Origin of the sequence: Streptomyces malaysiense (assembly GCF_000980885.2) — a bacterium.
Lineage (GTDB): Bacteria > Actinomycetota > Actinomycetes > Streptomycetales > Streptomycetaceae > Streptomyces > Streptomyces malaysiense.
This window is the reverse complement of the sequence record NZ_LBDA02000094.1, coordinates 21,506-42,659: the sequence shown is the minus strand read 5'-3', so window position 1 is coordinate 42,659 and position 21,154 is coordinate 21,506. Positions and strand designations below refer to the sequence as shown.

Below are 21,154 nucleotides of genomic sequence, written 5' to 3'. Positions count from 1 at the left end.
CCAGGTTCGCGGAGCTCACACGTAGGGGCCGCGCACGGGCGAGGGGGCGGCTCGTGGCCCGCGGACGCGGTCGCGGGGGTGCCGCCGGGCTTCCTGGTGCCGGTCGCGCTCGACGCGGCCGGGCCCGGCCGCGGAGGCTTCGGCCGGGCCCGGCGCCGCCTCAGACCGCCCCCACCTCCGTCTCCGCCGTCACCGCGTCCCCGGCCTCGTCCCCCTGCGCGAACTGTGTCCGGTACAGCTCGGCGTACCGCCCGCCCGCCGCCAGCAGTTCCTCGTGCGTCCCGCGTTCCGCGATCCTCCCGGCCTCGATCACGAGGATCTGGTCGGCGGCGCGGACGGTCGAAAGGCGGTGGGCGATGACCACGGCGGTGCGGCCCTCCAGCGCCTCGGTCAGGGCCTCCTGGACGGCGGCCTCGGAGGTGTTGTCCAGGTGGGCGGTGGCCTCGTCGAGGATGACGACGCGCTGGCGGGCCAGCAGCAGCCGGGCGATCGTCATCCGCTGGCGCTCGCCGCCGGACAGCCGGTAGCCGCGCTCGCCGACGACCGTGTCGAGGCCGTCGGGCAGGGACCGTACGACCTCGGCGAGGCGGGCGCGGCCGAGGGCGTCCCACAGTTCCTCGTCGGCGGCGTCGGGGCGGGCGAGCAGCAGGTTGGCGCGGACGGTGTCGTGGAAGAGGTGGCCGTCCTGGGTGACCATGCCGAGCGTGGCCCGCAGCGAGGCCGCCGTCACGTCACGCACGTCCACCCCGCCGACCCGGACGGCGCCCCCGTCGACGTCGTACAGCCGCGGCAGCAGCTGGGCGATGGTGGACTTGCCCGCACCCGAGGAGCCGACGAGGGCGACGGTCTGTCCGGGTTCGGCGCGGAAGGAGATGCCGTGCAGGACCTCGGTGCCGCCGCGGGTGTCGAGGGCGGCGACCTCTTCCAGGGAGGCGAGGGAGACCTGGTCGGCGGCCGGGTAGGCGAAGCGGACGGCGTCGAACTCGACGCTGACCGGGCCCTCGGGCACCTCGCCCGCGTCCGGCTTCTCCTCGATCAGCGGCTTCAGGTCGAGCACTTCGAAGACCCGTTCGAAGCTGACCAGTGCGCTCATCACCTCCACCCGGGCCCCGGCGAGCGCGGTGAGCGGCGCGTAGAGGCGGGTCAGCAGCAGGGCCAGCGAGACGACCGCGCCGGCCTCCAGGGTGCCACGCAGCGCGAACCAGCCGCCGAGGCCGTAGACGAGGGCGAGCGCGAGGGCGGAGACCAGGGTGAGGGAGGTGATGAATACCGACTGGGCGGTGGCCGTGCGCACCCCGATGTCCCGGACCCGGGAGGCGCGGGCGGCGAACTCCGCCGACTCCTCGTCGGGGCGGCCGAACAGCTTGACCAGGGTGGCGCCGGGCGCGGAGAACCGCTCGGTCATCCGGGTGCCCATGGCCGCGTTCAGTGCCGCCGCCTCCCGCTGCATCCGGGCCATCCGGCTGCCCATCCGGCGCGCGGGCAGCACGAAGACGGGCAGCAGTACGAGCGCGAGCAGGGTGATCTGCCAGGACAGGGTGAGCATCACGGCGAGCGTGAGCAGCAGGGTCACCAGATTGGTCACCACACCGGAGAGGGTGTTGGCGAAGGCCCGCTGGGCGCCGATCACGTCGTTGTTGAGGCGGCTGACCAGGGCTCCCGTGCGGGTCCGGGTGAAGAAGGCGACGGGCATGCGCTGCACATGGTCGAACACGGCCGTTCTGAGGTCGAGGATGAGTCCCTCCCCGAGCGTGGACGACAGGCGCCGGCCGAGGATGCCCAGCCCGGCCTCCGCGAGGGCGACCAGGGCGATCAGCAGGGACAGACGGACCACGGTCCCGGAGTCGTGCCCCGACACGATGGCGTCCACGACGTGCCCGGCGAGCACCGGGGTCGCCACGGCGAGCAGCGCCGTCACCACCCCGAGCAGGACGAAGCGGATGATGCCGGCGCGGTGCGGGCGGGCGAAGGCGGCGATACGGCGCAGCGTGGCGCGGGCGAGGGGACGGCGGTCGGCCTGCGCGTTCATCACGCTGTGCAACTGCGTCCATGCGGTGGTCTCCATGCTCATGAGGAGAACGTAGAACCTCAAGCATCGTTGAGGTCAAGGTCCGAGGCTTTTCACCCGCTCCGGCGTCCGGGAACCGGGGCGCCCCGACGAGACCGGGCGGCCCCCATGACCCCGCCGACCACTGCCCGTAAGCCGCCGTCCCCGACGACGCCATTCCCTGTTGGGGCGGTGCCGCGACCCTCTGCGGATGTGACCGCCGTCCCCACTCCCCCGCTCTCCCGGGTACGACTCCCCCGTCGCGTGCCCGTCCGCCGGGCGCTGTGCCTGCTGCCGCTCGCGCTGGTCGCCGTGGCCGCCGTACGCAACCGCGCGCTGCTCGGCGCGGGCTTCGGCCAGCTGCGGGCAGCCTCCCTGCCCTGGCTGCTCGCAGCGGCCGGTGCCACCTGTCTGACCTGGGTGGCGGCGGCCGTCACCCGGCAGGGCGCGGTGGTTCAGGCGCTGCCCAAGGGCCGGCTGCTGGCCACCCAGTTCGCGGCGGCATCAGCCAACCACCTGCTGCCCACCGGGCTCGGCGCGGGCGCGGTGAACCTGCGTTTCATGACCGTGTGCGGGGTGCCGGCGGCCCGTTCCTCGGCCGCGCTGGCCCTGTACGTGCTCGCGGAGAGCGCGGGCCGGCTCGGGCTGCTGGCCGCCCTGCTGCTCGCCTTCCCCCACGCGCTGCGGCTCGGCCCGCTGCTGCCGGACGGCTCGGCGCGGCCGCTGCTGCTGGGCGCGGCCGCGCTGGTGGCGGCGGTGGCCGCCGGGGCGCTGGTACGACCGCTGCGTGTCCGGGCCTCCGCCTTCGTACGGGACGCTGTGGGCGAGGCGCGCTGCGTGCACACCCGGCCGGCCCGCGCCCTGGCCCTGTGGGGCGGTTCGCTGGCCTTCCCGGCGCTCCAGGCGGCCGGGCTCGCCGCGGTGGGCCGGGCTCTGCGGCTGCCGGTGCCGCCCGCCCACATGGCGCTCGCCTATCTCGCGGCGACGGTCGCGGTGGCCCTGGTCCCGGCCCCGGGCGGGCTCGGCTCGGTCGAGGCCGCGCTGATCGTGGCCCTGGTCGCGGTCGGCGGCCCGGCGGCGCCGGCCACGGCCGTGGTGCTGGCCTACCGGATCATCACGGTCTGGGCGCCGCTGCTGCCGGGGGCGTTGACGCTGGGGGCGCTGGTGCGGCTGAAGGTCATCTGAGGCAGAGTGGCACTCCCAGTCGTCTGGAGAGGGAGTGCCCGCCGTGCCGGTCCGTGTGGAGCGCGAGGAGTACGTCACCACCGTCGTCCTGTCCCGGCCCGCGGCACGCAACGCCGTGGACGGTCCGACGGCGGCCGAACTCGTCGCCGCGTTCCGTGAGTTCGAGGCGGACGAGAACGCCCGGGTGGCGGTGCTGTGGGGTGAGGGCGGCACGTTCTGCGCGGGGGCCGACCTGAAGGCGATCGGCACCGAGCGGGGCAACCGGGTGGCCGAGGACGGCGACGGTCCGATGGGTCCGACCCGGCTCCGGCTGTCCAAGCCGGTGATCGCGGCCGTCGCCGGGCACGCCGTGGCGGGCGGCCTGGAACTGGCCCTGTGGTGCGATCTGCGGGTGGCCGAGGAGGACGCGGTGTTCGGCGTGTTCTGCCGCCGCTGGGGGGTACCGCTGATCGACGGCGGCACCGTACGGCTGCCCCGGCTGATCGGGACGAGCCGGGCCATGGACCTGATCCTGACCGGCCGGCCGGTGCCGGCCCGGGAGGCGTACGCGATGGGGCTCGCCAACCGTGTGGTGCCGGCCGGCACCGCCCGCGTGGAGGCGGAGGCGCTGGCCGCGGAGATCGCCAGGTTCCCGCAGGCGTGTCTGCGCAGCGACCGCGCCTCGGTCCTCGATCAGGAGGGCCTGCCGGAGGAGGCGGCGCTGCTCGGCGAACTCCGCCATGGCGCGGGCGTGCTGGCGCAGAGCGCGGAGGGCGCCGCCCGGTTCGCCTCGGGGGCGGGGCGGCACGGTTCGTTCAGCTGAGCACGCCACGGACGGGCACGCGGCGTACGAGCGCTCCCGTCACGGTCGTTCCCGCGGCAGTCCGGCATAGGCGCGCAGTGCGTCGCGCGGGGCGGGCAGGCCCCAGGAGCGGACGATGCCCCAGAAGTTCGCCCACTGCCAGGTGGCCCGGTCGAGTTCCGCGAGGACCCGGACCAGGCGGCGCTGGGGCTCGGTCAGCTCCGTGAACGCGCCGGGTCCGTCCGTGCCGGGTTCGCCGAAGGCCAGCCGCAGCGCGGCCGTGGCGAGCGGGAAGCTCGCCGGGCCGCTGGTGGCGGCGAGTCCGTCGGTCACCGCGTCCAGGGCCTCTCGCGGGTACACCTCGGCGAGCAGGGTGAGGGACGCGGCGGAGTAGCCGCGCAGATCGCCCTCGTGGAACGGGATCGGGGGCTCACCGGGCGCCGGGTCCCGGGCTGCGGCCACGAGTTCGGCCGCCACGTCGGCGGTGACGGCCGCCTCGACGCCCCGGCCGCCGAGCCGGGCCAGCGCCGTGGCCGCCGCCCACCGCACCACCGGCTCTCCGGCGCCGAGGAACGGCCGCAGCCGGAGCGCCAGTTCGGGGCCGGTCCCGGTGTCCCCGAGCAGCCCGGCGGCCACCAGGGCGGTGGCCAGGACCACCGGCTCGCGCTCCTCGTCCAGCGTCGCCAGCAGCCGCGGCAGGCTCTCCCCGGCCGCCTCCGGGAACCAGGCCAGCACATACGCCGTGCCCGCCCGTACGGCCGCGTCCGCGTCCCCGAGCAGGGGAAGCAGTGCCGGTGCCCCGGCGCGCACCGCGTCGTAGGCGCCCAGCTCGGCGGCCATGGCCTCCAGATGCCGGTCATGGTCGTACAGGTCGCGGCGGAACTCCCGCGTCCGGCGTTCCCCTTCGTCGGCCGCCGCCCCGACCCAGGCGTCGTACTCGGCGCGTATCGCCGCCGGGTCCTGCGCGCGGACCTCGGCGACGGCGGCCCGCCACTCGGCGACCGCCACACCACCGGGCAGACGGGCCTCGTCGTAACCGACGGCGAGGGCGGCCAGCAGTTCCAGGCACACGGCGCGGCCGGGCAGCGCGGGGTCCGCCGCCATGCGGACCAGGAACGGCACCGCGGCGGCCGTGGCCGGGTACCGGCTGCCCTGGTGGAAGATGTTGCCGTACAGCGCGTCCAGGGCCTGGTGGCGCTGCTCCGCGTCCGGGGAGCACAGGGCGCGCAGCAGTCCGGGCACGTCGTCGGCGGGGCCGTAGGCGTGCGTCAGCGCGGACCAGTCGAGGCCGTCGAGGCCGGACAGCGCGGCGGGCACCGGAGTGTCGATCTCAGTCACGACGGCACTGTCGCACGCGCCACTGACAGCGCCCCCGGCTCAGCCCGCGCTCACCCTCACCTCCGGACCGTCCGGGTCCACCCTCCCGTGCCAGGAGCCGTCGAGCCTCAGGGCGCGGTGCGGCCGGGCGGTGCCGGGGCCGAGGCGGGCGCGGTGCAGCAGGCGGCCGTCCTGATGGACGTACAGGACCGGGCGGGGCAGGGGGGTGTCGGTGCGCAGGAGGTGGGGCGGGCCGGCCGGGTGGCCAAGACGGCCGCGGTCGGGATCGATCCGGTTCGGGGTGACGTGGCACAGCGGCCGCTCGACGGTGACCGGGATCCCGGGGCGGGGCCAGGGGGCGCCGGACAGATGGCCGAGGACGGCGGCCGCCGCCCTGGCCCCCTCACGGGCCGCGGTGCCCGCGGGCTCCACCGCGTGCAGGAGGTTTCCGGCGGCGAAGACGCCGGGGCGCGAGGTGTGCAGGCCTGCGTGCACGGCGGGGCCGCGCGTTCCGGGGTCGAGATCGAGGGCGCCGCGCCGGGCGAGTTCCTGGTCGGGGACGAAGTCGCCGGTGAACACGACGGTGTCGCAGGGCAGTACGGCCGTGCGGCCGTCCCGGTGGCGGACGCGCACACCGGACAGCCGTCCGTGGCCGAGGAGTTCGACGACCGCGGTGTCGGTCAGCAGCGGAATGCCCTCGACGAGACGGGCGGACCGCGCGCGGGCGCGGCCGGTGCGGGCCCTGGGGTGTTCGGTGACCAGCGCGACGACCTCGGCGCCGGCCGTGCGGACCGTCCGGGCCGCCGCGTACGACACGTCCCGCGCGCCGACCACCACCGCCCGGGTACCGATGTGCTGCCCGAACAGGTGCACCGCCTGCTGGAGTTCACCGGTGGTGTAGACGCCGGCGGGCCGGGTGCCGGGCACCAGACGAGCCGCGCGTGGGCGTTCGCGGGCCCCGGTGGCGAGGACGACGGCCCGCGCGGCGAGGGCCTCGGGTCCGCCGGGCCCGACCGTCAGCACGACGTTCGGGGCAAAGGCGGCCCCGGCCTCCCAGTCCAGCACGGTGGTTCGCGTCCTGATCACGGCGCCGGCCCGTTCCGCCTCCGCCGTGAGGAGGCGGGCGTAGCGCGGACCGGTCAGCGTTCGGGGCCAGGTGCCGAACCCGCGGTGGGCGCAGTGCCTGGGCACTCCGCCGGGCCGCGCCTCCCGCTCCAGGAGTTCCACGCGTCCGGCTCGGGCGGCGGCGAGCCGGGCCGCCGCGGCGAGGCCCGCGGGCCCGGCCCCGACCACGAGGACGTCGACCTGCCGTACCGCCGTCATCCGCGCTCACCCCTGCCCCGCCGTTCGAGCAACTCCCTTACCGCCGCCCCGCAGTAGAACCCCTGACAGCGTCCCGCCCGCGCCCGGGTGCGGCGGCGCAGGCCGTCGGCGCCGCGGGGTGGGATCGGGCCGGCGAGGGCGTCGCGGATCTCGCCGAGGGAGACCCGCTCGCAGTGGCAGACGAGGGTGCCGTAGGCCGGGTCGGCGGCGATCAGTCCGGGGCGCTGGTGGGGGCGCGGGAACGCCTCGCCGAGGTTGGGCATGTGCACCGGTTCGAGGTCACGTTCGGGGCCGAGGTCGAGGCCGGTGCCGGTGAGCAGGGCGGTGACGTGCTCGGCGATGGCCAGGGAGGCGGTCAGGCCGGTGGAGCGGATGCCGCCGACGGTGACGCAGGACCGCTCGGGGTGTGCGGCGATCCGGTAGTCCTCCTGCCCGGTGGCCGCGCGCAACCCCGCGTACACGGCGGTGACCTCCTCCTCGATCAGCGCGGGCAGGACACGGCGGCCCCGCTCCCGCAGCAGGGCGATGCCCTCGGCGGTGGAGCCGGTGGCCCGTCTGTCGTCCAGGTCCTCGGCGGTGGGACCGAGCAGTACGTTGCCGTACACGGTGGGGGCGACCAGGACTCCCTTGCCGAGCGCGGTCGGTACGGGCAGCAGGATGTGCCGGACCAGCGGACGGGCGAACTTGTCGAACACCAGGAGCTGGCCGCGGCGCGGTCTGACGCCGAAGTCGTCGCGTCCGAGGTGGTGGTCGAGGATGTCGGCGCCCAGGCCGGCCGCGTTGACGAGGTGGCGGGCCCGCAGAGTGCCGCGGGTGGTGTGGAGATGGTGTCCGCCGTCCCAGGTCGCGCGCTCCACCATCGTGTTGAGGTGCAGGTCGACTCCGGCGCGGACGGCCTGGGTGGCGTACGCCAGGGTGGTGGTCCAGGGGCAGATGACGCTCTCGCCCGGGATGTGCAGGGCGCCGAGCGCGCCGGGGCCGAGGTGCGGCTCGCGGGCGTACAGCTCCGCTCGGTCCAACAGGCGGGTGTCGGAGCAGGAGTTGGCCGCCGCCTTCCGGGCGAGCCGCGGCAGCGCGGCGAGTTGCTCCCCGTCCCAGGCGACGAGCAGCGCGCCGACGGGTTCGACGGGGATGCCGGACTCGGCCGCGTAGGCCGCGAGCCGGGCGGATCCCTCGCGCACCAGCCGGGCCTCCAGGGTGCCCGGTACGGCGTCGAACCCCGTGTGCAGGATCGCGGTGTTGGCCTTGGAGGTGCCCTGGCCCACGTCGTCCTGCGCCTCGACCAGGGCGATCCTGGGACGTGGATGGCGGGCGAGTCGACGGGCGATGGCACAGCCGACGACTCCGGCGCCGACGATCGCGATGTCGTACGACCGGTCGGGCAAGGGGCCTTCGGCGGTGACGGTCACGGCCGCCGCGGGCGGACCCCCGGCCGTGTCCGTCCGACGTGCGGACGGCGGGACGCGACCGGCCTCCGCCGGCCGCGGCTCCGCTTCGCCGGGGCCCCTCATGAGCCGGGCAGGGCGGCTACGGCCGCGCGGAAGCGGGCGCGGCGTTCGGCCGCCCGGTCGGGCGGGACGCGGGGTTCGTACACGGCGGCGGGGCGCTCCTTCGGCAGGGCGTCGGCGATGCTGAGGTCGGGGTCGGCACCGAGGCGGGCCAGGGTGGCGGCGCCGAGCGCGGTGGCGTCCGGCAGCGCGGACACCTCGACGGGGAGCTGCAGCAGGTCGGCCTGGGTCTGCATGAGCAGCGCGGAGCGGGTGAGGCCGCCGTCGACGCGCAGCGCGCCGAGCGGGGTGCCGAGGTCGGTGGCTGCCGCCTCGGCGAGTTCGGCGACCTGGGCGGCGATGCCCTCGCACAGGGCGCGCACCAGGTGGCCGGCGGTGGTGTCGAGGCCGAGCCCGGTGAGGGAGCCGCGCAGCTCGCCGCGCCACCAGGGGGCGGCGAGTCCGGCGAGGGCGGGTACGAAGGTGACGCCCCCGCTGTCGGGAACGGCGCCGCCGACCGGGTCGAGGTCGGCGGCGGAGCCGATGACGCCGAGATCGGCGAGCCAGCGCACCGCGGAGGCGGCCGTGTAGACCTGCCCGTCCAGGCAGTAACTGGTGGTCCCGTCCAGCCGCCAGGCCACGCAGCTGACCAGTCCCGAGCCGCCGCGCCGGGGGCGTCCGCCGGTGTGTGCGAGCAGGAACGCGCCGGTCCCGTAGGTGCACTTGGCGGCGCCGGGGGCGGTGACGCGCTGGGCGAGCAGCGCGGCCTGCTGGTCCACGATCAGGCCGGTGAGCGGGATGTCGTAGCCGAACTCACGCGTATGCCCGACCGGTTGGGCGGTGTCGGTGATCTCCGGGAGGCGTTCCCCGGTGAGGCCGTAGATGTCGAGGGCGCGGGACGACCACCGGACGTCGTCGAGATCGAGGAGCTGGGTGCGGCCGGCGGTGGCGGCGTCGGTGACGAAGGCGCCCGTGAGGCGGTGCACCAGCCAGGCGTCCGAGGTGGTGACGACGCCCTCGCGGGTGAGACGGCGGCGGATCCAGGCCATCTTGGGAGCGGCGAAGTACGGGTCCACGGGGAGACCGGTGAGGTGGCGCAGCTCGTCGCCGTGGGGGCCGAGTTCGGCGCAGACGGTCTCGGCACGGCGGTCCTGCCAGACCAGGGCGTCGGTGAGCGGGCGGCCGGTCGCGGGGTCCCAGGCGAGGACGGTCTCGCCCTGGTTGGCGAGGCCCAGGGCGACGACACGCTCCCCGGCTTCGGCGAGGGCGCCGCGACCGGCCGTGAGCACCGAGGCGTACAGCGTCTGCGGATCCACCTCGACCAGCCCGCCGGGCCGGTGCCGGGGCCGGACCTCGGCGTATCCGGTGCCGAGGACACCGCGCTCCGGGCAGACCACGAGGGCCTTGGTGCCGGAGGTGCCCTGGTCGACGGCGAGCACCGGCCCCGTCGTCACGCCGGTCCAGCCGTCCGGCGTGCCGCCTGCGCCATCCGTACCCTCCCGTGCCCGGTACCAGAGATCACCGCGTCAGCCTGCCGCCGCGCGCACTCGGCGTCAAGCCGGTCCAAGCCCGCGCGAGTCGGCCCGATGATCTGCCAACTCACCTGACTGGCTTATTGAGTTGGCAACAATGGTGAGGCGCAGGCACCACCTCTATAGTGTCCGCCGACCACCACGCACCGCCCAGGGGAGGGCTGTTGCCACCTCATTCCGCCGCCTCGTCCGTGCGTCATCGGCTCCGGGGCTCCGGCTGATGGCACGCGTGGGAGCGAGACCCTCCTACGACCCCGCGGGGCCCGACCACGCCCTGCGCGCGGTGCTCCAGGAGTTGCGCGCCGGGCGCTGGGTGGCCATGCGCACCCTGCTCGCGGAGACCACCGGGTGGTGGACGTGGACCCGGCGCACCCAGATCCTCGCGGCGGCGGCCGCCGGCAGCGACGTGGTGCGCGCCTGGCTCGCGGAGGAACCGGACAGCGCCCACGCGGCGGTGATGCGGGCCCGCATCGGGGTGGAGCGGGCATTACGGGCGCGCCGGGCGCGGTACCTGCGGGCGCACGAGCTGTGGATCGAGGCGTGGGACGCCGCCGAGACCGCCACCCTGCTCGCTCCGCACGATCCGGTGCCCTGGATCTGTCTGCTCGCCCTCGCCCAGCTGGACCCCGAGCAGCGCTGGGCGGAGCACCGGGCCGACCCGCCCGAGCCGTACCTCGTGCCGGGCCCCTGGGGGCTGCTGGCCGAGGCCGCCGAGCGCGACCCGTTCAACCGCGAGGCGCATCACCGGATGCTCCAGTTCTTCCACGCACGGGGCGGCGTGGACGGTCGCACGGGAGCCCCGGTGGCCGACGGCGACCCCGACAGGCTCACGGAGTCGGCCGGTTACGCCCGCTGGGCCGCGGCACAGGCCCCGCCCGGATCGGCGCTCCATCTCCTGCCGCTCTACGTCCGGGTCGAGCGGCACCGCCGCGCGCGCCGCCCCGACACGCACTGGGCCACGGACGCCGCCGCCGACGAGGCGCGCTCCGCCCTGCACTCCTGGTTCGAGCACGCGTCGCCCGGCCGGCGCGCGCAACCGGACCTCAACCATCTGGCGCACGCCCTGTGGGGAGCCCGCCGATTCACCTGCGCGGACCGGGTGTTCGAGGCGATCGGCCCGTACTTCGGTCCGCCGCCCTGGATGTACCGCGCCAAGGACGGCGAGCGCGCGGTGGACGTGTTCACACGCGCCCGGGAGCACTGCCGCGCGCTGGCCCACGGCGCCGCCGCAGGTACTCGTACCGAGGTCTGCGCCGCGGCCTGCGCCGAGCCCCGCGCCCGCACCGGAACCCGCCACTGAGCTCCCTGACCGTCCCCACGGGCTCCCGAGCTCCCAGGTCCCCCACCCCCGGAGGTCTCCATGTCCCCCTCCCCGGAACCGCCCCAGCAGGACGAGGAGCGGCGCCTGCGCGAGCTCGGCTACCGTCCCGTACTCGCCCGCCGCATGGGCGGCTTCGGCAACTTCGCGATCAGCTTCTCCGTGATCTCGATCCTGTCCGGCTGCATGACCCTGTACGGGTTCGGCCTGAACACCGGCGGGCCCGCCGTGATGCTGTGGGGCTGGGCGGGCGTCGGACTGTTCGTGCTGTGCGTCGGGCTCGCGCTCGCCGAGGTCACCAGCGCGTACCCGACCTCGGGCGCCCTGTACTACATGGCCGACCGGCTCGGCGGCCGCCGCTGGGGCTGGTACACGGGCTGGCTGAACCTGCTGGGGCTGCTCGGCGCGATCGCCGGGATCGACTACGGCGCCGCCCTTTTCACCGGTGCGTTCGCCGACCTCCAGTGGGGCTTCGTGCCGTCGCCGGGCAGGACGATGCTGATCTTCTGCGCCATCCTGCTGCTGCACGCGGTGCTGAACCTGTTCGGCGTCCGCGTCGTCAGCCTGCTCAACTCGGTGAGCGTCTGGTGGCACCTGGCGGGCGTCGCGCTGATCGTCGGCGCGCTCGCCGTGGTGCCCGACCACCACCGGTCGCCGTCCTTCGTGTTCACCACGTTCGTCAACGGGACCGGCTGGTCGAACCCGGTCTACGTCGCGGCGATCGGCCTGCTGCTCGCCCAGTACACCTTCTCCGGCTACGACGCCTCCGCCCATCTGTCCGAGGAGACCTCGCGCGCCTCGGTGTCCGCGGCCAAGGGCATCGTCCGTGCCATCTGGGTCTCCTGGCTCGCGGGCTTCGTCCTGCTGGCCGGGCTCACCTTCGCCATCCAGGACTACGACGCCACGCGCACCACGGCCACCGGGGTGCCGCCCGCGCAGATCCTGCTCGACGGCCTCGGCGCCGGCGGCGCGAAGGCGCTGCTGCTGTTGGTGATCGTGGCCCAGCTGTTCTGCGGGAACGCCGAGGTGGCCGCGGCCAGCAGGATGGTGTTCGCGTTCAGCCGGGACGGCGCGCTGCCCGGCTCCCGGCTGTGGCGCGCGGTCAGCGGCCGCACCCAGACCCCGGTGGCCGCCGTATGGCTGTCGGTCGGGGTCGCCGGGGGCCTCGCGCTGCCGTCGCTGTACTCGGCGACGGCGTACGACGCGGTGACCGCCATCAATGTCATCGGCATCACCCCCGCGTACGCCATACCGGTGCTGCTGCGGCTGCGGGCGGGCGACCGGTTCCGCCGCGGGCCGTGGCATCTGGGCCGGTGGAGCAGGCCGGTCGGCTGGGTCGCGGTGGTCTGGGTGGCGGGTGTCACGGTCCTGTTCTGCCTGCCGCAGTCCTCACCGGTCACCGTCGGAACGATGAACTACGCGGCCGTGGCCCTGGCCGCCGTCCTCCTCCTCGCCAGCGTCTGGTGGTACGTCGCCCGCCGCTCGTACGGCACCCCGAAGGCGGCGTACGGCAGCGGCCGCGACCAGGCCGAACTCGCCGAGGACATCATCTGATCGATGGCTCCGGGGTGCCCGCGGCCCCGGTGGTAGGGCGCGTTCCGGATACGGCAGGATGAACGTTCGTGCCGGTCACCGGAGTTCCGGGGCCGGCACGTTCGTACTTCCCGCACATCGAGCAGGTGACAACGTGACGAGACCTCGCATACGGCGCTCCGCACAGATCCCGGGTTCCGGAGGTGACCGGTGAACCGTGCGCTGACCCTGCACGACGCGGTGGTCGCCGGCATCGCGGTCGCGGCGGGCCTGGTGGCCGCCCTCCTCTCCCGTTCGCTGCTGCGCCGGCTGGCCGAGCACGCCAAGCGGACCCGCTGGAGCGGTGACGACGTCATCGTGGACGCGCTGCGCTCGATCGTGCCGTGGGCGCTGATCGCGGCGGGTGTGGCGGCCGGGGCGATCGTGCTGCCCCTCAGCGGCACCGTGCGGCACCACACGGATCAGGTGCTGGAGGTGTGGCTGATCCTCGTGGCCACGCTGTCCGCGGCGCGGGTGATCACCGGTCTGGTGCGCACGCTCACGCAGTCGCGGTCGGGCGTGGCGGGCTCGGCGACGATCTTCGTCAACATCACCCGGGTGCTGGTCCTGGCGATCGGCTTCCTGGTGGTGCTCCAGACGCTCGGGATCTCCGTGGCGCCGCTGCTCACCGCGCTGGGCGTCGGCGGTCTGGCGGTGGCGCTCGCCCTCCAGGACACGCTCGCGAACCTCTTCGCGGGCGTCCACATCCTGGCGTCCAAGACCGTCCAGCCGGGTGACTACATCCAGCTGAGCGGCGGCGAGGAGGGGTACGTGGTGGACATCAACTGGCGTCAGACGACGGTCCGCCAGCTGTCCAACAACCTGGTGGTGATCCCCAACGGCCAGCTCGCCAAGGCCAACATGACCAACTACACCCGGCCCGAGCAGCGGCTCACCGTGTCGGTGCAGGTGGGGGTGAGCTACGACGCCGACCTGGAGCAGGTGGAGCGGGTGACCGCCGAGGTGGTCGAGGAGGTCATGCACAAGGTGCCGGGCGCGCTGCCGGACCACGAGCCCGCGATCCGCTTCCACACCTTCGGCGACTCCCGCATCGGCTTCACGGTCATCCTCGGTATCGGTGAGTTCAGCGACCAGTACCGGATCAAACACGAATTCATCAAGAGCCTGCACCGCCGCTACCGGGAGGAGGGCATCCACATCCCCTCCCCCGTCCGCACGGTCGCCATCCAGCAGGGCTCCCTCACGATTCCGCGGCAGCGCGGCGGTGCGGGGGACACGGCTCCGGAGGCCACCGAGTAGGGGGCCGGTCGCGGAACCGGGGCGGGCGGGTCGCGGGGGGCATGGCCGACCGGGACGGCGGCTCAGCAGGGCCGAGCACCTGTACGTCGTGGAGGTGATCTGCCGCTGGACCGAGCGCGAGCGCGCCCGCGGGGCCGGGGAAACGGGCGGGGGCGGCCGACCGGGCGCGCGGCCGGTCGGCGGAAAACAGTGGCCCCGGGCGCCACCCCTGTCGAGCCCGCCCCCGGCACGAGATATCTTGATGTCGAGCAATGTTGCAGACGTGGAGCGGAGCACCCGGTGACTGACTCGACCATCATCTACACGTACACAGACGAGGCCCCGGCCCTGGCGACGCATTCGTTCCTGCCGGTGGTCCGGGCGTACGCCTCGCAGGCCGGTGTGCCCGTGCAGACCCGCGACATCTCGCTGGCCGGGCGCATCATCGCCGTCTTCCCGGAGTACCTGGACGAGGACCAGCGCATCGCGGACGCGCTGACCGAGCTGGGCGAGCTCGCCAAGACCCCTTCGGCCAACATCGTCAAGCTGCCGAACATCTCGGCGTCCATCCCGCAGCTCAAGGCCGCCGTCGCCGAGCTGCAGGGCAAGGGCTACGCGCTGCCGGACTACCCGGACGACCCGAAGTCGGACGAGGAGCGCGAGATCCGCGCCCGCTACGACAAGATCAAGGGCTCCGCGGTCAACCCGGTCCTGCGTGAGGGCAACTCCGACCGCCGTGCCCCGGCCTCGGTGAAGAACTACGCCAAGACCCACCCGCACCGCATGGGCGCCTGGACCGCCGAGTCCAAGACCAACGTGGCGACCATGAGCGAGAACGACTTCGCGAGCACCGAGAAGTCCGCGGTGATCACCGAGGACACCACCCTGCGCTTCGAGCTGGTCGGCGCCGACGGCACCACCACCGAGCTGCGCGCACCGCTGCCGGTCGTCGCCGGTGAGGTCGTGGACGCCGCCGTGCTGCGCGCCGCCGCCCTCAACGAGTTCCTCGCCGCGCAGGTCGCCCGCGCCAAGCAGGAGGGCGTGCTGTTCTCCGTGCACCTGAAGGCCACGATGATGAAGGTCTCCGACCCGATCATCTTCGGTCACGTGGTGCGCGCCTTCTTCCCGAAGACCTTCGCGAAGTACGGCGAGACGCTCAAGGCGGCCGGCCTCTCCCCGAACGACGGCCTCGGCGGCATCTACAAGGGCCTGGAGAACCTGCCCGAGGGCGCCGAGATCAAGGCGTCCTTCGACGCCGAGCTGGCCGACGGCCCGGCGCTGGCCATGGTCGACTCCGACAAGGGCATCACCAACCTGCACGTCCCCTCGGACGTCATCGTGGACGCCTCCATGCCGGCGATGATCCGTACCTCCGGCCACATGTGGGGCGCGGACGGCCAGGAGCACGACACCCTCGCGGTGCTGCCGGACCACAGCTACTCCGGCGTCTACCAGGCCGTGATCGAGGACTGCCGGACCAACGGCGCCTTCGACCCGTCGACCATGGGCACGGTGCCGAACGTCGGCCTCATGGCGCAGAAGGCCGAGGAGTACGGCTCCCACGACAAGACCTTCGAGATCACGGCCGCCGGCACGGTCCGCATGGTGGACGCGGCCGGCAACGTGGTCCTGGAGCAGGCCGTGGCCCCGGGCGACATCTTCCGCGCCTGCCAGACCAAGGACGCCCCGATCCGCGACTGGGTCAAGCTGGCCGTCACCCGCGCCCGTGCCACCGGCGACCCGGCCGTGTTCTGGCTGGACGAGAACCGCGCCCACGACGCGCAGCTGATCGCCAAGGTCAAGCAGTACCTGCCGGAGCACGACACCGAGGGCCTGGACATCCGGATCCTGTCCCCGATCGAGGCCACCAAGCTGTCGGTGGAGCGCATCCGCCGCGGCGAGAACACCATCTCGGTCACCGGCAACGTGCTGCGCGACTACCTGACCGACCTGTTCCCGATCCTGGAGCTGGGCACCAGCGCCAAGATGCTGTCGGTCGTCCCGCTGATGGCGGGCGGCGGCCTGTTCGAGACCGGCGCCGGCGGCTCCGCGCCCAAGCACGTCCAGCAGCTGGTCAAGGAGAACTACCTGCGCTGGGACTCGCTCGGCGAGTTCTTCGCGCTCGTGCCCTCCCTGGAGCAGTACGCGGCGGCCACCGGCAACACCGGCGCCAAGGTCCTGGCCGACGCCCTGGACCGCGCCACGGCGACCTTCCTCAACGAGGACAAGTCCCCGACCCGTCGCATCGGCGGCATCGACAACCGCGGCAGCCACTTCTACCTGTCCCTGTACTGGGCGCAGGAGCTGGCCAAGCAGACCGACGACGCCGATCTGGCCAAGGCGTTCGCGCCGCTCGCCGAGGCCCTCTCGGCCGACGAGCAGCAGATCGTGTCCGAGCTGAACGGTGTCCAGGGCAACCCGGCCGACCTCGGCGGCTACTACCGCGTCGACCAGGAGAAGGCGGACGCGGTGATGCGCCCGTCGGCCACCTGGAACACGGCGCTCGCCTCGCTGAGCTGACCGCGGCTCGCCCCGGCACCACCGCGCCCCACCGCCCTCGCCGGGCGGTGGGGCGCGGTGTCGTCCCCGCTACGGGTGGTAGATCTCCGACAGGGCGCTGATCTGGCCCTTGCCGTTGACGTGGTAGTAGAAGTACGGGCTGTTGGCGAGCTTGTGGTTCGCCAGCCACGTCGGGGCGACCTTCACGCTCGTGGTCTCGCGCAGGACCTCGACGGAGGCGCCCGGCGCGAAGCCGAGCGAGCGGGCGGCGCCGTTCGGGGTGTAGACGACGTCCTCGTCGTTCCTCGTGTTCACCTTGCAGGTCTGCGGGGTGACGCGCACGACGGCCTTGCCCTTGACGTTCCTGGCGGAGTCCAGCTTCAGGAAGTGCCGGCCCGCGGGCAGGTAGCACGGCTTCCAGCTCGTGGCCCTGGCGGTGTGGGCGGCCCCCTCCCTCGGGACGGCGCCGGCGGACCCGCACGAGGTGGCGAGGAGGGCCACGGCCGAGGCGGCGACGAGGGCGGCGGAGATGTGACGGTGGTTCATCGGGCATCCTCTGCTGTGAAGATCTGCTGACACCGAGGGAGATAGCGGACCGGGATCACGGGTTTCACCGGCCCCCGCGGCTGTGACGGGACGGTGACAACCGGTACCCGACCGGGACGATCGCCGCGGGCCGCGCCCGTACGGCGGCGCGAGCGCTCGCCCGCACGGCGGCGGCCCACGTCCCCCGGAGCGTGTGCCTGGGCATCCGGCCACTGCCACACCCCTCCGAAGCTGCTCGACGCCGCCCGTGAGGCGGTCGCGGGGGAGCCGGACAGCCCACACGCGGGAGCCGGGCGGACCGGCGGACCGGCCTCGCGGGACTCGACCGGCTCGCGGCGGCGCTCGCCACCCCGGTCGGCACGCCGTAGCGGGGCCCGGCCGATATCGCCGCCGCCACGCCGGCCGGCGGTCGGCGGACCCTCCGCCTGGAGCAGTCCCGCACGACACCCGCCGCGCCCCGGCCCATCGTGGAGGGCATGACGACCTTGGAGACCAGTGCGCCCACCGGCCAGGAACCGCCCCCCGTGCGGGACTGGCCCGCGCTCGATCTGGACGGCACCGAGTTCGACCCGGTGCTCGCGGGACTGGTGCGCGAGGGGCCGCTGACCCGAATACGGCTGCCGTTCGGGGAGGGCTGGGCCTGGCTGGCCACCCGCTACGAACACGTGAAGCTGATCACCAACGATCCGCGCTTCAGCCGTGCGGCGGTCGCCCGCGGCCAGGTCACCCGGCTGGCGCCGAACTTCGCGCCCCGCCCCGGTTCGCTCGCCTGGGCCGACCAGCCGGACCACAACCGGCTGCGCAAGCCCGTCGCCGGCGCCTTCACGGTCGGCGCGATGAAACGGCTGCGGCCCCGCGCCCAGGAGATCCTGGACGAGCTGGTGGACGCGCTGGTCCACGAGGGCCCGCCCGCCGATCTGGTCGAGCGGGTGCTGGAGCCGTTCCCGCTGTACGTCGTCAGCGAGGTGATGGGTGTCCCCGACACCGACCGGGACCAGGTGCACTCCTGGACCCGGCAGATCATCTCCCTGTGCGGGGGCGCGGAGGCCGCGGACCGGGCCAAGAACGGTCTGTACGGCTGGATCACCGACATCGTCCGGGCCCGTGCGCGCAGCGCCGGCGAGGACGTCTACTCCATGCTCGCGCGGGCCGTGGCGCGCGGTGAGATCGGCGAGGAGGAGGCCGTAGGACTCGCCGGTCCGCTCCAGATCGGCGGCGAGGCGGTCACCCACAACTGCGGGCAGATGCTCTATCTGATGCTGACCCGGCCGGAGTTGATGGCGCGCATGCGCTCGCGGCCGGACGAACGAGGCCCGGTGTTCGACGAGTTGCTGCGCTGGATCCCGCACCGCAACACGGTCGGGCTCGCCCGGATCGCCCTGGAGGACGTGGAGATCGCCGGCCACCGGATCGCCGCGGGCGAAGCGGTCTACGTCTCCTACCTGTCCGCCAACCGCGACCCCGAGGTCTTCCCGGACCCGGACGGCATCGCACCCGACCGGGATCCCAACCCGCATGTCGCCTTCGGCAACGGCCACCACTACTGCACCGGCGCGGTCCTGGCCCGACTCCAGCTGGAACTGCTGGTGGACACGCTCCTCGACCGGCTGCCGGGGCTGCGGCTCGCCGTGCCGGCGGAGGATGTCGAGTGGCGGCGGCAGACGATGATCCGGGGGCCGCGCACCCTGCCGGTGACCTGGTGAGCCGGTCCCCGCTCAGGCTCGCAGCCACTGCGTGACGATCACCTCCGAGCCGGTACGCAGCCGCAGGGCGAAGGGGCCGGAGGGCGGGTCGTCGCTGATGAAGCGGCCGAGGGTGTCGACGGCGACCGGGCGGGCGGCACCCGGACCGCCGAGCACCTCGATCCGCGCCGAGCCCGGCGGCAGCACCTGCCCGATCAGACCGTCCCCCGTGACCTCGACGTCGACGGTGAGCGCGCCCGCACGGAAAGTCAGCATGCGCGGCGCGTCCGTGACCCCGCGCACCGGCAGCGCGTCCACCAGCGAGTCGAAGGTCAGCTCGGCGATCCGCGCGTCGAGATCGCGCAAGGCGTAGGCCTCCACCGCGAGTTGGCGCAGGAAGTCGGGCACGGGGTCGAGGACGGCCGCCGCCTGGCGCAGCTCCTCCTCCAGCAGCGTGTCCGCCGTGGGCGCGGCCGCCGGCTCGTCACCGCCCCCGTCCGCCTCGTCGTACCGGAACCCGTCGTCCTCGTTCATGCCGCACCCCGCTGGTCCATCCGGGCCCGCAGCCGGCGCAGACAGCGCTGGCGCAGGGGGCCGATGCTGCCGACCGCGATGCCGAGCGCGGCCGAGATCTCCACATAGCTGGGCGGCGGCGAGGAGACCAGCACGCGCAGCAACTGACGGCAGCGCTCGCCCAGTTCGTCCAGCTCCTGCCACAGGCGGCGGACCCGTTCGGCCCGGTCCGCCGCCTCCTCGGAGTCGATCAGTGTCTGTTCCGGCGTACGGTCGTCGCTGGCCCGGTCCAGGACCTGCGGATCATCCGTAAGGGTGAGCCGCGTCATGCCCTTGATGACCTTCAGGCATTCGTGCCGGGCGGTACTGGCGAGCCAGGCGCCGGTCTTGTCGGGTTCCCGGATGCGCCCCAGGTGCTGGGCGAAGCGGAACCACACGGTCTGGTAGACCTCGTGCCCGTCGGCGTCGGAGAGCCGATGGGCGCGCACCACCGACCAGACCAGCGGGCTCATGCCCTCCACCAGCGCCTTCCAGGCCGCGGCGTCCCCGTCGACGGCGGACCGGACGAGCGCGCCGACCTCTGTTCGGTCCACGGCTCCACCCCTCGTATAGGGCTCGTCATGGTACGCCGTGGAGCAGAGGGTTCCGGCGCTCACGCCGGCAGCGCCGGGGCCGGGACGGGAACCGGGCGCCAGGTCGGGGGCCGTAGCGCGCGCACCTTCGCCCCGCGCACGTCGGTGCGGTGGGTCGCGTCCGCCAGCAGCCGGGCGCCCGCCGTGCGCGGGTCGCGCTCGCGCTCCGCCGTCATCAGGGCGGCGACGAGCCCGGCGGCGACCGGGGTCGCGAAGGAGGTGCCGCTCCACTGCGCGAACCCGTCGAACATCACCTGGTCCGGCTTGCCGCCGGTGCTCTCCCGCGCCTCGCTCAACGCGCCGGTGTGGCGGGGGTACTGGCAGGTGCAGGAGTAGTCGAAGCCGTACCGGCAGTCGTCGTAGGTGGAGTGCTGGTAGAGGTAGGGCACCGGGGTGCCGAAGCCGGTGAGGGCGCTGGTGAGGCGCTCGCCGGGGGCGAAGACACGGACCCAGCGGCCGTGGTTGCTGAAGCACGCGGGGCCCTCGCCGTCCGAGCGCAGCGCGCCGACGGACACGACACTGTCCGCGTACTCGGGCAGGGCCGAGTACGCGGCGGGCCAGAACGGCACGTCGCTGCCGTTGTTCCCGGCGGCGGCGACCAACAGGGTGCGCTGGTCGCGCAGTTCACGCATGAACGCCTCCAGGCCGAGCAGCCCGTGCAGGCCCGGGGCGGGGCTGCCCGCGGAGAGGCTGATCACATCGGGCCACCCGGCGCCGTCCACGGCATCGAAGAGCCGGGCGCCGAACTCCGACTCCAGTACGGCGCCCGCGTCGTTCAGGGTGCCGCGGACGGTGATGTCGGTGTTGGGCGCGACGGCCGCGAGGATGCCCGCGATGAACGTGCCGTGGCCGACGTACTGGCGCAGCATCCCGCCGCCGTCGGTCTCGGCCGCCTGGGTGTCGCCGGTGGTGTGGGCCAGCAGCGGGTAGGCGTGGTGGTCGTGCACGAGACCGGTGTCGACCACCAGGACGCGGACGGCGGTGCCGGGGTCGTGGCCGGTCCCGGCGGCGGCCGGGTTGGGCGCCGCGGAGCGTGCGATGGGAACCGGTTCGTCCCCGGGGCAGGCGTTGACCGCGATGTGCACCACGTGGTTGCGGCTGACCAGCCGGCGTCCGTGCCGCTCCTCGGCGGACCGCAGGGCGCCCAGGGCGTGCGGTACGGCGTCTTCCCCGAGGTCGGGGGCGCCGACCCGGATGCGGGTGACCCCGCTGCGGCCGCCGTCCGGGCCGTCGCGGCGCACGTGTTCGGGCAGCAGTCCCCGGGTCTCGCCGAAGTGGGCGCGCACCGCGTCCTCCACGGCGCGGGCCTCCTCCCCGGAGCGGGCGAGGACCACCCCCTTCTCGTACAGCGGGTGGGCGTCGGAGTCCGGGCCCATGACCAACGGGACTTCGGGCATCGAGCGCTGGATGTGGTCGAACTGCTCGCGGTATCGCTGGGGTGCCATGCCGTGTCCTCCCCCGGTAGAGCGGTCTACGACAGT

At 74.2% G+C, this 21,154-nt stretch carries 16 protein-coding genes; 7 read left to right on the top strand and 9 right to left on the bottom strand.

The window, feature by feature from the left end; genetic code table 11:
• Window positions 1-160: 160 nt before the first annotated feature.
• Window positions 161-2,065 (bottom strand): ABC transporter ATP-binding protein, encoded by a 1,905-nt coding sequence (locus VT52_RS31350; protein WP_046420526.1) that lies wholly within the window; start codon window positions 2,063-2,065, stop codon window positions 161-163.
• A gap of 195 nt (window positions 2,066-2,260) precedes the next feature.
• Between VT52_RS31350 and VT52_RS31345 the strand changes: the two genes are divergently transcribed.
• Window positions 2,261-3,232 carry a lysylphosphatidylglycerol synthase transmembrane domain-containing protein gene (locus tag VT52_RS31345; RefSeq protein ID WP_046420528.1) on the top strand — a complete coding sequence of 324 codons (972 nt, stop codon included), beginning with the start codon at window positions 2,261-2,263 and terminating at the stop codon, window positions 3,230-3,232.
• 43 nt (window positions 3,233-3,275) lie between these two features.
• Window positions 3,276-4,034, top strand: coding sequence for a crotonase/enoyl-CoA hydratase family protein (locus VT52_RS31340; protein WP_046420588.1), 759 nt, complete (start codon window positions 3,276-3,278; stop codon window positions 4,032-4,034).
• Window positions 4,035-4,073: 39 nt separating this feature from the next.
• Here the strand turns inward: VT52_RS31340 and VT52_RS31335 are convergent, their stop codons facing one another.
• The 4 genes from VT52_RS31335 to VT52_RS31320 form a co-directional block, all read right to left on the bottom strand.
• Window positions 4,074-5,351, bottom strand: a complete 1,278-nt coding sequence (locus tag VT52_RS31335; protein WP_206306656.1) for a HEAT repeat domain-containing protein — start codon at window positions 5,349-5,351, stop codon at window positions 4,074-4,076.
• Window positions 5,352-5,390: 39 nt separating this feature from the next.
• The gene (locus tag VT52_RS31330) at window positions 5,391-6,653 is read right to left on the bottom strand and encodes an FAD-dependent oxidoreductase (protein ID WP_046420532.1); all 1,263 of its coding nucleotides are present in this window, start codon (window positions 6,651-6,653) and stop codon (window positions 5,391-5,393) included.
• Entirely contained in the window at window positions 6,650-8,062 is a 1,413-nt protein-coding gene (locus VT52_RS31325; protein ID WP_046420535.1) for an FAD-dependent oxidoreductase, read from the bottom strand. The genes VT52_RS31330 and VT52_RS31325 overlap by 4 nt, the downstream gene beginning before the upstream one ends.
• 98 nt (window positions 8,063-8,160) lie before the next feature.
• Window positions 8,161-9,594 (bottom strand): FGGY family carbohydrate kinase, encoded by a 1,434-nt coding sequence (locus VT52_RS31320; protein WP_046420537.1) that lies wholly within the window; start codon window positions 9,592-9,594, stop codon window positions 8,161-8,163.
• Window positions 9,595-9,892: 298 nt separating this feature from the next.
• Here VT52_RS31320 and VT52_RS31315 point away from each other — a divergent pair, with 298 nt between their 5' ends.
• The 4 genes from VT52_RS31315 (at window position 9,893) to VT52_RS31300 (ending at window position 16,321) form a co-directional block, all read left to right on the top strand.
• Complete coding sequence (locus VT52_RS31315; protein WP_240509952.1) at window positions 9,893-10,972, top strand: hypothetical protein; 1,080 nt, start codon at window positions 9,893-9,895, stop codon at window positions 10,970-10,972.
• 60 nt (window positions 10,973-11,032) lie between these two features.
• On the top strand, window positions 11,033-12,544 hold the full coding sequence (locus tag VT52_RS31310; protein ID WP_046420538.1) for an amino acid permease: 1,512 nt from the start codon (window positions 11,033-11,035) through the stop codon (window positions 12,542-12,544).
• Between the two features lie 189 nt (window positions 12,545-12,733).
• Complete coding sequence (locus tag VT52_RS31305) at window positions 12,734-13,822, top strand: mechanosensitive ion channel family protein (RefSeq protein ID WP_046420540.1); 1,089 nt, start codon at window positions 12,734-12,736, stop codon at window positions 13,820-13,822.
• 279 nt (window positions 13,823-14,101) lie between these two features.
• Window positions 14,102-16,321 carry an NADP-dependent isocitrate dehydrogenase gene (locus VT52_RS31300; RefSeq protein ID WP_046420542.1) on the top strand — a complete coding sequence of 740 codons (2,220 nt, stop codon included), beginning with the start codon at window positions 14,102-14,104 and terminating at the stop codon, window positions 16,319-16,321.
• A gap of 69 nt (window positions 16,322-16,390) precedes the next feature.
• Here the strand turns inward: VT52_RS31300 and VT52_RS37325 are convergent, their stop codons facing one another.
• Window positions 16,391-16,846: a hypothetical protein gene (locus VT52_RS37325; RefSeq protein ID WP_046420544.1), complete on the bottom strand. Its 456-nt coding sequence runs from the start codon at window positions 16,844-16,846 to the stop codon at window positions 16,391-16,393.
• 476 nt (window positions 16,847-17,322) lie between these two features.
• Between VT52_RS37325 and VT52_RS31290 the strand changes: the two genes are divergently transcribed.
• Window positions 17,323-18,549 carry a cytochrome P450 gene (locus VT52_RS31290; protein WP_046420548.1) on the top strand — a complete coding sequence of 409 codons (1,227 nt, stop codon included), beginning with the start codon at window positions 17,323-17,325 and terminating at the stop codon, window positions 18,547-18,549.
• A 12-nt stretch (window positions 18,550-18,561) separates the two neighbouring features.
• Here the strand turns inward: VT52_RS31290 and VT52_RS31285 are convergent, their stop codons facing one another.
• The 3 genes from VT52_RS31285 to VT52_RS31275 are packed head-to-tail and all read right to left on the bottom strand — an operon-like array spanning window position 18,562 to window position 21,118.
• The gene (locus VT52_RS31285; protein ID WP_046420550.1) at window positions 18,562-19,062 is read right to left on the bottom strand and encodes a hypothetical protein; all 501 of its coding nucleotides are present in this window, start codon (window positions 19,060-19,062) and stop codon (window positions 18,562-18,564) included.
• Window positions 19,059-19,634, bottom strand: a complete 576-nt coding sequence (locus VT52_RS31280; protein WP_037663849.1) for an RNA polymerase sigma factor — start codon at window positions 19,632-19,634, stop codon at window positions 19,059-19,061. Before VT52_RS31280 ends, VT52_RS31285 begins: the two co-directional genes overlap by 4 nt.
• 59 nt (window positions 19,635-19,693) lie before the next feature.
• Entirely contained in the window at window positions 19,694-21,118 is a 1,425-nt protein-coding gene (locus VT52_RS31275; protein ID WP_046420553.1) for a S8 family peptidase, read from the bottom strand.
• Between the last annotated feature and the right edge of the window lie 36 nt (window positions 21,119-21,154).